10 protein-coding genes are annotated in these 11,726 nt (G+C 67.5%); 4 read left to right on the top strand and 6 right to left on the bottom strand.

Translation table 11 applies throughout. The annotated features are described in order from the left end of the window. Positions 1-32: 32 nt before the first annotated feature. From gyrB to dnaA, 6 genes are all read right to left on the bottom strand, one after another. On the bottom strand, positions 33-2,093 hold the full coding sequence (gene gyrB / locus IH68_RS0124770) for a DNA topoisomerase (ATP-hydrolyzing) subunit B (protein ID WP_185124112.1): 2,061 nt from the start codon (positions 2,091-2,093) through the stop codon (positions 33-35). Between the two features lie 412 nt (positions 2,094-2,505). Continuing rightward, positions 2,506-3,039: a DUF721 domain-containing protein gene (locus tag IH68_RS0124765; protein ID WP_030938973.1), complete on the bottom strand. Its 534-nt coding sequence runs from the start codon at positions 3,037-3,039 to the stop codon at positions 2,506-2,508. Further along, entirely contained in the window at positions 3,036-4,157 is a 1,122-nt protein-coding gene (gene recF / locus IH68_RS0124760) for a DNA replication/repair protein RecF (RefSeq protein WP_030938970.1), read from the bottom strand. The genes IH68_RS0124765 and recF overlap by 4 nt, the downstream gene beginning before the upstream one ends. Positions 4,158-4,206: 49 nt before the next feature. Next, positions 4,207-5,082 carry a phosphogluconate dehydrogenase (NAD(+)-dependent, decarboxylating) gene (gnd, locus tag IH68_RS0124755; RefSeq protein ID WP_030938967.1) on the bottom strand — a complete coding sequence of 292 codons (876 nt, stop codon included), beginning with the start codon at positions 5,080-5,082 and terminating at the stop codon, positions 4,207-4,209. Positions 5,083-5,222: 140 nt separating this feature from the next. Next, positions 5,223-6,353 carry a DNA polymerase III subunit beta gene (gene dnaN / locus IH68_RS0124750; protein WP_030938963.1) on the bottom strand — a complete coding sequence of 377 codons (1,131 nt, stop codon included), beginning with the start codon at positions 6,351-6,353 and terminating at the stop codon, positions 5,223-5,225. A gap of 857 nt (positions 6,354-7,210) precedes the next feature. Further along, the gene (gene dnaA / locus IH68_RS0124745; protein ID WP_078912590.1) at positions 7,211-9,145 is read right to left on the bottom strand and encodes a chromosomal replication initiator protein DnaA; all 1,935 of its coding nucleotides are present in this window, start codon (positions 9,143-9,145) and stop codon (positions 7,211-7,213) included. Between the two features lie 375 nt (positions 9,146-9,520). Between dnaA and rpmH the strand changes: the two genes are divergently transcribed. The 4 genes from rpmH to yidC are packed head-to-tail and all read left to right on the top strand — an operon-like array spanning position 9,521 to position 11,712. Continuing rightward, complete coding sequence (rpmH, locus tag IH68_RS0124740) at positions 9,521-9,658, top strand: 50S ribosomal protein L34 (protein ID WP_015659252.1); 138 nt, start codon at positions 9,521-9,523, stop codon at positions 9,656-9,658. A 21-nt stretch (positions 9,659-9,679) separates the two neighbouring features. Further along, on the top strand, positions 9,680-10,051 hold the full coding sequence (gene rnpA / locus IH68_RS53465) for a ribonuclease P protein component (RefSeq protein WP_078912589.1): 372 nt from the start codon (positions 9,680-9,682) through the stop codon (positions 10,049-10,051). Further along, positions 10,048-10,425: a membrane protein insertion efficiency factor YidD gene (gene yidD / locus IH68_RS0124730; protein ID WP_030938953.1), complete on the top strand. Its 378-nt coding sequence runs from the start codon at positions 10,048-10,050 to the stop codon at positions 10,423-10,425. Before rnpA ends, yidD begins: the two co-directional genes overlap by 4 nt. A gap of 3 nt (positions 10,426-10,428) precedes the next feature. Next, on the top strand, positions 10,429-11,712 hold the full coding sequence (gene yidC, locus IH68_RS0124725) for a membrane protein insertase YidC (protein ID WP_030938950.1): 1,284 nt from the start codon (positions 10,429-10,431) through the stop codon (positions 11,710-11,712). Positions 11,713-11,726: the final 14 nt, after the last annotated feature.

Below are 11,726 nucleotides of genomic sequence, written 5' to 3'. Positions count from 1 at the left end.
GATCCTTCCTGGTGCGGTCAGCTGAGACCGACTCAGATGTCGAGGAAGCGGACGTCCTTGGCGTTGCGCTGGATGAACTGGCGGCGCGCCTCCACGTCCTCGCCCATCAGGACCGAGAACAGGTCGTCGGCCTGCGCCGCGTCGTCCAGGGTGACCTGGCCGAGGACCCGGTGCTCCTGGTCCATCGTGGTCACGCGCAGTTCCTCGGCGTTCATCTCGCCGAGACCCTTGAAGCGCTGGATCGAGTCCTCGCGGACGCGCTTGCCGCGCTGGCGGCCCATCTCGATCAGCGCGTCGCGCTCGCGGTCCGAGTAGGCGTACTCCACGTCGTCCCGGCCCCACTTGATCTTGTACAGCGGGGGACGGGACAGGTACACGTGCCCGGCCTCGACCAGCGGCCGCATGAAGCGGAACAGGAAGGTCAGCAGCAGGGTGCTGATGTGCTGGCCGTCGACGTCGGCGTCCGCCATCAGGATGATCTTGTGATAGCGGAGCTTCTCGATGTCGAAGTCCTCGTGCACACCCGTGCCGAAGGCCGAGATCAGCGCCTGGATCTCCTGGTTCTGCAGGATCTTGTCGATCCGCGCCTTCTCGACGTTGAGGATCTTTCCCCGGATCGGGAGGATCGCCTGGTACTGCGGGTTCCGGCCGGACTTGGCCGAGCCGCCGGCGGAGTCACCCTCGACGATGAAGATCTCGCACTTGGTCGGGTCGTTCGACTGGCAGTCGGAGAGCTTGCCCGGCAGGGACGCCGACTCCAGCAGGCCCTTGCGGCGGGTGAGGTCACGGGCCTTGCGGGCCGCCACGCGCGCGGTGGCCGCCTGGATGCCCTTGCGGATGATGTCCGCCGCCTCGTTCGGATTGCGGTCCAGCCAGTCGTTGAGGTGCTCGTAGACCGCCTTCTGGACGAAGGTCTTCGCCTCCGTGTTGCCCAGCTTGGTCTTGGTCTGGCCCTCGAACTGCGGCTCGCTCAGCTTCACCGAGATGATCGCCGTCAGACCCTCGCGGATGTCGTCACCCGTGAGGTTGTCGTCCTTCTCGCGCAGCAGCTTCTTGTCGCGCGCGTACTTGTTGATCAGGTTGGTGAGCGCCGCGCGGAAGCCCTCTTCGTGCGTGCCGCCCTCGTGCGTGTGGATGATGTTGGCGAAGGAGTACACGCCCTCGCTGTAACCGCTGTTCCACTGCATGGCGACTTCGAGGGAGAGGCTCTTCTCCTTGTCCTCCGCCTCGAGGTCGATCACCGTCGGGTGCACCACGTCTCCCTTGCGGGAGTTGAGGTACTTCACGAAGTCGACGATGCCGCCCTCGTAGTGGTACGTGACGTGCTTGACCTCGGCGGTCTCGTCGGCACCCGCCTCGTCCGCCCCGGAGGTGGCCTTCGCCGACTCGCGCTCATCAGTGAGTTTGATCGTCAAACCCTTGTTGAGGAACGCCATCTCCTGGAAGCGCCGCGAGAGCGTCTCGAAGGAGTAGTCGGTGGTTTCGAAGATGTCGGCGTCGGCCCAGAAGGTGACCGACGTGCCGGTCTCCTCGATGGCCTCGTGCTTGGCGAGCGGCGCCGTGGGGACGCCCATCTTGTAGTCCTGCGTCCAGCGATGGCCGTCGGTCCTGACCTCGACTGCGACCTTCGCGGACAGCGCGTTCACGACCGAGACGCCCACGCCGTGCAGACCACCGGAGACCGCGTAGCCGCCACCGCCGAACTTGCCGCCCGCGTGCAGCACGGTCAGCACGACCTCGAGCGCCGGCTTGCCCTCGGAGGGGACGATGCCCACCGGGATGCCACGGCCGTTGTCGACGACGCGGACGCCGCCGTCGGCGAGGATCGTCACGTCGATGGTGTCCGCGTGGCCGGCCAGTGCCTCGTCGACGGAGTTGTCGACGACCTCGTACACGAGGTGGTGCAGCCCTCGCTCACCGGTCGAGCCGATGTACATACCAGGGCGCTTGCGGACCGCGTCCAGGCCCTCGAGGACGGTGATGGCGCTGGCGTCGTACGAGGCGGTGACCTCGCCGTTCGACGAGGTCACCGCGCCGTTCTCGCCGGCGTCGGTGGACGGGATGTTCTCGTTGGGGTTGCCGGAATCGGCCACGAAGCGCCCTTTCTGGCACAGCACGAGCCAGGCTCTGGGGGGACCCCTCCGGGGGAGGGTTGCCGGAGCGGCTGCGGCATGTTGCGTTGGTAAGCCTTGTTCAGCGTTGCTCAGCTTTTCCCGGACGTCCCCACGACTGGGGCGGGATTGGCTTCCAGTCTACCGGTAGCGCCGACAGTGATGGGGGTTTGCCGGTACCTGAGTCCTCATGTGGCGCCCTGAACCGGCGTCTTCCGGGTCCCCATATACGGAGCAGGGCTCCAAGAGGCTCACAGCGGCACTCAGCGCTTCCGGCTGTCAACCCTTGGCTACTTGGGAGTCAGGTAGTGATTCGCAACCGTGTGCGGTGGCACGACACTGAGGCCGCCGGGGCCACGACCGGACCCCCGACGGCCTGCAGATGTGAGGTGTGTCACCCATACGTGTCGCCGGGCCCCGTGCTGCCAGGGGCACGCAGGGGACCGTAGCGACGGGCGGGGCCACCGGGACCGTTCACCTTGATCATCTTCACCGCGCCGTGCCCGAGGTCCTCATTGAGACGGGCCACGAGCGTCGGGGCGAGCAGGCGCAGATTCGTCGCCCAGGCCGTCGAGTCGCAGCGCACCACCAGGACGCGCTCGTCCTCGTCATACTTCTCCGGCACACAGTGCTTGGCCACGTCCTCGCCCACGATCTGCGGCCAGCGGCCCATCACCCCGCCCACCGCCGCCGGGGTCTCCCAACCGCGCTCGGTGATGAGCCGGTTGATCGCAGCACCGAGCGCCATGGGGTCGCGCCCGTCAGCGCGCGCGCCGGAGCGCAGACCACCGCGCCGCGCCTGCTTCTTCTGCTGCGCCGCGTCCCCACGCGCGCGTGCCTGTTCCTTCGCCGCCCTCAGCGCCACACGCGCGAGGTCGACGCCGGACGGCTCGGGGGCCTTCTTGGGCGCGGGCTCTTCGTCCGTCATGCGCGCTCCACCGTCCCGTCCGACACGGAGTACCGCGTCCCCGCCAGTACGTGCGGTACGTCGTCGTCGACCGCGGCCGTCACCAGCACCTGCTCACCGGGCGCGACCAGCTCCGCCAGGCGCTCCCGGCGCCGGGTGTCCAGCTCCGCGAAGACATCGTCGAGGACGAGCACCGGCTCGTTGCCCTCGGCCCGCAGCAGGTCGTACGAGGCGAGGCGCAGCGCCAGCGCGTACGACCACGACTCCCCGTGGGAGGCGTACCCCTTGGCAGGCAGCTGACCGAGTTTGAGCAGCAGATCGTCCCGATGGGGTCCTACGAGGGTGACGCCCCGCTCGATCTCCTGCTTGCGCGCCTCGGCGAGCGCCCCCATCAGCTGCTCGTAGAGATCCTCGCGGGTATGAGCCTCACCGGGGGCGGACGGCTTGTACTCCAGACCGACCGGGCCGCCCCCCGGGGCCAACTGCTCGTACGCCTTGTCGGCCAGCGGCTGGATCGCGGCGACCAGGTCCAGGCGCTGGGCGAGCAACTCGGCACCCGCGCGCGCGAGATGCTGGTCCCAGACATCGAGCGTGGACAGGTCCATGGAGCGGCCGCCGTGCCGACGCGCCAGCGCGGCCGACTTCAGGAGCGTGTTGCGCTGCTTCAGGACCCGCTCGTAGTCGGAGCGCACGCCGGCCATGCGCGGCGAACGGGCGGTGATCAGCTCGTCGAGGAAACGACGCCGCTCACCTGGATCGCCCTTGACCAGGGAAAGATCCTCGGGAGCGAACAGGACGGTCCGTACGATGCCCAACACGTCACGCGGCCTGACCTGCGAGGACCTGTTGATGCGGGCCCGGTTGGCCCTGCCCGGGTTCAGCTCCAGCTCGATCAGCTGCTGCCGCTCGCCCTGTTTGACCTGCGCCCGGATGACCGCACGATCCGCGCCCATGCGCACCAGAGGGGCGTCGGAGGCCACCCGATGGCTACCGAGGGTGGCCAGATAGCCGACGGCCTCCACCAGGTTCGTCTTGCCCTGCCCGTTCGGGCCGACGAAAGCGGTGACGCCCGGGTCCAGCGGAACCTCGACCCGGGCGTACGAGCGGAAGTCGGCCAGCGACAGGTGCGTGACGTGCATGGTCGGTCGCCGACCTCCCCCAGTTGTGGGCCCTCAACAGCCCTGTGGACTACTTCTTCTCGACCGCGTGGCCGCCGAACTGGTTCCGCAGCGCCGCGATCATCTTCATCTGCGGAGAGTCCTCCTGACGCGACGCGAACCGCGCGAAGAGGGAGGCCGTGATCGCGGGCAGCGGCACGGCGTTGTCGATGGCGGCTTCCACAGTCCAGCGTCCCTCGCCGGAGTCCTGTGCAAAACCTTTCAGCCTGTCCAGGTGCTCGTCCTGGTCGAGGGCGTTCACCGCAAGGTCCAACAGCCAGGAACGGATGACGGTGCCCTCCTGCCAGGACCGGAAGACCTCGCGCACATCCGTGACCGAGTCGACCTTCTCCAGCAGCTCCCAGCCCTCGGCGTAGGCCTGCATCATCGCGTACTCGATGCCGTTGTGGACCATCTTCGCGAAGTGACCCGCACCTACCTTGCCGGCGTGCACCGAGCCGAACTTCCCCTCGGGCTTGAGGGCGTCGAAGACCGGCTGCACCTTGGCGACGTTCTCCGCGTCACCGCCGTACATCAGCGCATAGCCGTTCTCCAGGCCCCAGACACCGCCGGAGACACCGCAGTCGACGAAGCCGATGCCCTTGGCCGCCAGCTCCTCGGCGTGCTTCTCGTCGTCCGTCCAGCGGGAGTTGCCGCCGTCCACGACGACGTCTCCCGGCTCCAGGAGCTCGGCCAGCTCGTCGATCGTCGACTGGGTGGGTGCACCGGCCGGGACCATCACCCAGACCACGCGGGGCCCGCTGAGCTTGCCCACAAGCTCTTCCAGGCTGTGGACATCGGCGAGGTCCGGGTTGCGGTCGAATCCGATGACCGTGTGGCCTGCGCGGCGTATCCGCTCGCGCATGTTGCCGCCCATCTTGCCGAGGCCGACGAGACCGAGCTCCATCAGTTGTTCCTTAGGTTGCTGTGTGGCGTCTGGGGCACGTTCGTACCTGCGTCCGAGCCTAAACCCGGACGCTCGCGCACACCTGTGGGCATACCCGCTCAAACGTATGCCCCGACCTGCGGATTCCCTGAGGAGAGCGATCAGCCGCTGAGCCGCACAGGCATGATCAGGTACTTGTAGGCCTCGTCCGCCTCCGCATCCAGCGCCGGCTTGCCGCTGAGCAGTGCGGGCTTGGTGGACGTCGTGAACGACAGCTGCGCCACCGGGGAGTCGATGGCGCTCAGGCCGTCCAGCAGGAAGGTCGGGTTGAAGGCGATCGAGATGTCGTCGCCTTCCAACTGCGCATCCACGCGTTCCACAGCCTGTGCATCGTCGCTGGAGCCGGCCTCCAGGATCAGCACGCCCTGCTCGAAGCTCAGCCGCACCGGGGTGTTGCGCTCGGCGACCAGGGCCACACGCTTGACGGCCTCCACGAAGGGGGCGGTCTCGATGACGGCTACGGTGTTGAACTCCGTCGGGAACAGCGTGCGGTACTTCGGGAGGTCGCCCTCGAGCAGACGCGTCGTCGTACGGCGGCCCGCACCCTCGAAACCGATCAGGCCCTCGCCCGCGCCCGAGCCGGACAGCGCCAGGATCACGCTGTCGCCGCTCGTGAGGGCCTTGGCGGTGTCCAGGAGCGTCTTGGCGGGCACCAGGGCGACCGCGGAGGCCTCAGGGTTCTCCGGCTTCCACAGGAACTCACGGACCGCGAAGCGGTAGCGGTCGGTGGAGGCCAGGGTGACGGTGTCGCCCTCGATCTCGATGCGCACACCGGTGAGGACGGGCAGCGTGTCGTCACGGCCGGCCGCAATGGCCACCTGGGCGGCCGCGGAGGCGAAGACCTCACCGGGGACCGTGCCCGTGGCGTTCGGCATCTGCGGCAGCGCCGGGTACTCCTCCACAGGCAGGGTGTGGAGTGTGAATCGGGAGGAGCCACAGACCACCGTCGCCCGTACACCGTCTGTGGAAATCTCTACGGGCCGGTTGGGGAGGGCGCGGGAGATGTCGGCGAGGAGCCGGCCGGAGACGAGGACGGTGCCCTCCTCCTCGACCTCCGCCTCCACGGACACGCGCGCCGAGACCTCGTAGTCGAAGCTGGAGAGGCTGAGAGCGCCGTCCTCGGCCTTCAGCAGGAGGCCGGCGAGGACAGGCGCCGGCGGACGGGCCGGGAGGCTGCGCGCCGCCCAGGCAACTGCCTCCGCGAGTACGTCGCGTTCCACCCGGATCTTCACTGTTGCCGCCTCCTGCTGTTGCCGGCGCTTCTCGCCCTGCCTGGCTTCGTCGTCTGTCTCGGTGTCGTCGGTCCCTGTGGTGGGAAGGACACCGGGGAACAGTCTGACGCACGGCACTGACAGTAGGTGCCTCTCGGGGTCAAGTCGTGACGAGGGCCAGCCGGGAGCCGGACAGCAAGTTGTGCACAGGACCCCCTTCGAAACGAACTTCTCGCTCTCTCTAGTCGGGAGTAGTAGTAGGGGCTGTGGAAACCGTGGATAACCCTGTTTTCCCAGCTCAGAGGCAAGATTTTGTCCACGGGCCCTGTGGGCGGAGCCGGTGGACAACTCAAGAGGTCTGTGGAGAACGGAAAGTTCTGCACACCCCGTGCACAGCCTGCGGTGAGTTCTCCCCAGCGCCGTCCCCAGCTTTTCCCCCGTTGCCCACAGCCCAACCCGGCACCTTTGTGTGACGCCTTTCACTCGACGCGGTGATCAGGCGCGTCACGTTGCCGAACAGTGGACAGCGATGTGGAGAACTCGGGATTCGCTGGGGACAATCAGGCTCAGCCTGTGGGTTGTCGGTGGACAACTTCGTGCACAGCTTGTGGATCAGTTGTCCGTCCACAGTCTGTGGAGATCCTTCATCCACCAATCCACAGCCCCTTGAGCTGCTGGAATGGTTGTTCAACAGGGCGCCTGTGGATCGAGCTCTGGACAACTTCGCAGTCCCCAGGATGTGGACGGCAGAAAGTCTTCGAATCTGTGGAGAGCGGCCGTAACCCGGCAGGTAATCGAACAGCGGGTATCCCCGGCATGAAGAAGGGCGCCCCGGGAGCTTGTCCCGGGGCGCCCTCGACGGCGTGCGTCTGTGGCTGTCAGCCGTTCTTGATGCGGTTCGTCAGCTCGGTCACCTGGTTGTAGATGGAGCGGCGCTCGGCCATCAGATTGCGGATCTTGCGGTCGGCGTGCATGACCGTGGTGTGGTCGCGGCCGCCGAACAGTGCGCCGATCTTCGGCAGGGAGAGATCCGTCAGCTCCCGGCACAGGTACATGGCGATCTGGCGGGCCGTCACCAGCGCGCGGCCGCGGGAGGTGCCGCACAGGTCCTCGACGGTGAGACCGAAGTAGTCGGCGGTCGCGCTCATGATGGCTGTGGAGGTGATCTCGGGGGCCGAGTCCTCGCCGCCGGGGATGAGGTCCTTGAGGACGATCTCCGTGAGGCCCAGGTCCACCGGCTGCCGGTTGAGCGAGGCGAACGCCGTCACGCGGATCAGCGCGCCCTCCAGCTCGCGGATGTTGCGCGAGATGCGGGAGGCGATGAACTCCAGTACCTCCGGCGGGGCGTTGAGCTGCTCCTGCACCGCCTTCTTCCGGAGGATCGCGATACGGGTCTCCAGCTCGGGCGGCTGGACGTCGGTGATCAGACCCCACTCGAAACGGTTCCGCAACCGGTCCTCCAGCGTGACCAGCTGCTTGGGCGGCCGGTCGCTGGAGAGCACGATCTGCTTGTTGGCGTTGTGGAGCGTGTTGAAGGTGTGGAAGAACTCCTCCTGCGTCGACTCCTTGTCCGCGAGGAACTGGATGTCGTCGACGAGCAGGATGTCCATCTCGCGGTACCGCTTGCGGAAGCTGTCGCCCTTGCCGTCGCGGATGGAGTTGATGAACTCGTTGGTGAACTCCTCCGAGCTCACATATCGCACGCGTGTGCCCGGGTAGAGGCTGCGCGCGTAGTGCCCGATGGCGTGCAGCAGGTGAGTCTTGCCGAGGCCGGACTCCCCATAGATGAACAGGGGGTTGTACGCCTTCGCCGGTGCCTCGGCGACGGCGACCGCGGCGGCGTGCGCGAAGCGGTTGGAGGCGCCGATGACGAACGTGTCGAAGAGGTACTTCGGGTTCAGGCGCGCGGTGGGCTCACCGGGGCCGGTGGCCGGCGCGGGCTTCGCGGCCAGCGGGCCGGGGGCGCCGCTGGAGGCGGGCAGCGAGGAGCCGACCGGGCCGCCGCGGTGGACGTGCCCGGAGCCGGACGGCTGCTCGGGCAGCTCCCGGCGGGCGTCGCGCTGGTCGTAATCGGGGCGGGGCTTGTCGTAGTCCGGTCGCGGCTTGTCGTAGTCGGAGCGCGGCTGGTCGTAGTCGGATCGCTGCGCTTCGTACGGCGGGCGCTCCATCGACTGCGGACGGTAGTCCTGGGAGGGCGGGGCGTACGCGTCCTGTGCCGGGGGGCCGTACGAGTCCTGCGGCGGCGAGGCGTACGGGTCCCGCTCGGGGAAGCCGAGGCGCTGCTGCTGCCAGCCGTAGTCGTCCTGCGACGGGCGCGGCCAGGCGCCGGGCTCGGGGCGCTGGTACTCCGAGGGGTAGGCCGGTCGGGCGGTGGGCAGCTGGTCGCCCGGATCGCCGGGTCGCTCGTCGGGGCGGTTCATCCGTCGGTCGTCGGCGCGGTGGCGGCCGTAGCCGTCGTACTGCCCGGAGGGAAGCTCGGGCTCCTCGTAGCGCGGCTGGGGGCGAGCCGGTGGCGTCGGCGGGGCGGGAGGTTCGCCCGCGGAGTCGTCGACGGTGATCGCGATGCGGATCGGGCGGCCGCACTCGCGGCTCAGGCTTTCGCTGACGATCGGGGCGAGGCGCCCTTCGAGCACGCCCTTCGCGAACTCGTTCGGTACGGCGAGCAGGGCGGTGTCGGCGACCAGCGCGAGTGGCTGGCAGCGCCGGATCCAGTGCTCGTCCTTTGTCTCTACGCCCTGCCCACGGCCCTCGCCGAGAAGTTGCTCCAATACTCGTGGCCACACTGCGGCAAGATCGGCAGGTACGTCAGCCACAGGGCACGCTCTCTCACGGGGTCCCACGAACGTGTGATTGTGGGACGGGTCGGGATTCAAATGGGGTGGGGCAGGTACAAGGGAACGAATCGGAGTTCAGCCACGGTAGTCAGGGCGACGGGTGCGGTTCAAGTTGTTGTCCCCAGGCTGTGGATAGTGTCTCCCAGTGACCGCTGGTTTGACCGGATGGCGTAGCCCCGCGTACCGTAACCAGGTCGAGTTGTCGATGGCTGCTGCCGCCTGCCTCCGATGGGCACAGATCGCGTCAGGTGATCGGGAAGCGGTGCACTCGGGCGTAACTGCGAGCTACTCGTGGGCGCACGGTGACAGCCAGGACGGCACCCGCCACCACCGATTGATTTCTGGAGCCCCCGAGTGAGCAAGCGCACTTTCCAGCCGAACAACCGTCGTCGCGCCAAGACCCACGGCTTCCGCCTGCGGATGCGGACCCGTGCCGGCCGCGCGATTCTCGCGAACCGTCGTGCCAAGGGTCGCGCCAGCCTGTCCGCCTGATCCCGGTCAGGTCATGCCGTCGTGCTGCCCACCGAGAACCGGCTGAGGCGGCGCGAGGACTTCGCGACCGCGGTACGACGAGGGCGCCGGGCCGGACGCCCGTCCCTCGTCGTCCATCTTCGTAGCGGTGCCACGGACCCGCACGCGCCTGGGGAGAGCGCTCCCCCGACGCGTGCGGGTTTCGTCGTGAGCAAAGCCGTGGGCGGTGCGGTGGTACGCAACAAGGTCAAGCGCAGACTGCGCCACCTGATGCGCGACCGAGTCGCCCTGTTGCCCCCCGGTAGCCTGGTAGTCGTACGAGCGCTGCCCGGTGCGGGCGACGCCGACCATGCACAACTGGCCCGAGACCTGGATGCCGCCATCGAGCGGCTGCTGGGAGGGGGCGCGCGATGAAGTACCCGCTGCTGGCTCTGATCAAGCTGTACCAGTGGACGATCAGTCCGCTGCTCGGGCCGGTGTGCAAGTACTACCCGTCGTGTTCCCACTACGGCTACACGGCCATCGACCGGCATGGTGCGATCAAGGGCACCGCGCTCACCGCGTGGCGCATCCTGCGGTGCAATCCGTGGTCGCTGGGCGGTGTGGACCATGTCCCCCCGCGCAAGCGTCCGCGGTGGCACGAAATGCTGCGTGGCGCCTGGCGTGCACGCAGTGGCGGGTCCTCCGCCGCCGAACCGGCCACCGAAGAGAATCCTGTTTCGAGCACCGAAGAGAATCCTCCTTCGAGCCCGGCCGCAGAGACCTCGTCCCATGCCCAAGGAGCATGATTAGTGGACACGATTGCCAGCCTGTTCAGCTTCATCACGACACCCGTGTCATGGGTCATCGTCCAGTTCCACTCGATGTACGGGAAGATCTTCGGTCCCGACACGGGCTGGGCCTGGGGCCTGTCCATCGTGTCTCTGGTGATTCTCATCCGTATCTGCCTGATCCCGCTCTTTGTGAAGCAGATCAAGTCGACCCGGGCGATGCAGACGCTGCAGCCCGAGATGAAGAAGATCCAGGAGCGCTACAAGAGCGACAAGCAGCGCCAGTCCGAAGAGATGATGAAGCTGTACAAGGAGACGGGCACCAACCCGCTCTCCTCGTGCCTTCCCATCCTGGCGCAGTCCCCGTTCTTCTTCGCCCTGTACCACGTGCTCAACGGCATCGCGACCGGCTCGACGATCGGCGTAATCAACGATTCGCTGCTCGCCAGCGCCCGTAAGGCGCACATCTTCGGTGCCCCGCTCGCTGCGAAGTTCACCGACAGCTCGGCGAAGGTGGAGTCGCTCGGCGCCTCCCTCACCGACGTTCGTGTCGTCACCGCGATCATGATCGTTCTGATGTCGGCGTCGCAGTTCTACACGCAGCGTCAGCTGATGACGAAGAACGTCGACACCACGGTGAAGACGCCGTTCATGCAGCAGCAGAAGATGCTGATGTACGTCTTCCCGGTCATGTTCGCCGTCTTCGGCATCAACTTCCCGGTCGGTGTCCTCGTCTACTGGCTGACCACCAACGTGTGGACCATGGGCCAGCAGATGTACGTCATCCACAACAACCCGACCCCGGGTTCCAAGGCCCAGGCCGCCTACCTGGAGCGCCTGACCAAGCACGTCACGAGCCACGGCAAGACCCGCAAGCGGAGCGAGAAGACCATCGTCAAGGCGATCGTCGCCAAGGGCCGTGACCGCAACGAGTTCGAGCGCAAGTTCATCAACGCCCTGAACAAGGCGGGTCTCGCTGCCCAGACCGACGGCACCGTGATGAAGAGCGAGAGCGCTGCCGCCGTCCAGTCCGAGGACGGTACGGCGACGACCGACACCGCCGCCGCTCCCAAGCGCCAGCAGCCCAAGCGGCAGAGCAAGGCCCAGCGTCAGTCCGGCGGTGCGAAGGCGGCCGGCGACTCCGAGCCGAAGACGTCGCTGAGCAAGTCCGACGAGCCGGAGGACGCCAAGCCCTCCGCCGCTGCCGGGAAGGCCGAGCCGAAGCCCGGCGGCGGCACCCGCAGCAAGGCCCAGTCCGGGCAGCGCAAGGGCCCGCAGCGCCCCAAGTCCCCGTCCAAGAAGTAAGAAGGAGCCCATCC

Source organism: Streptomyces sp. NRRL S-646, from assembly GCF_000720765.1.
Lineage (GTDB): Bacteria > Actinomycetota > Actinomycetes > Streptomycetales > Streptomycetaceae > Streptomyces.
Note: the sequence above shows the minus strand (reverse complement) of the source record. Positions and strands in the feature narration are given on the sequence as shown.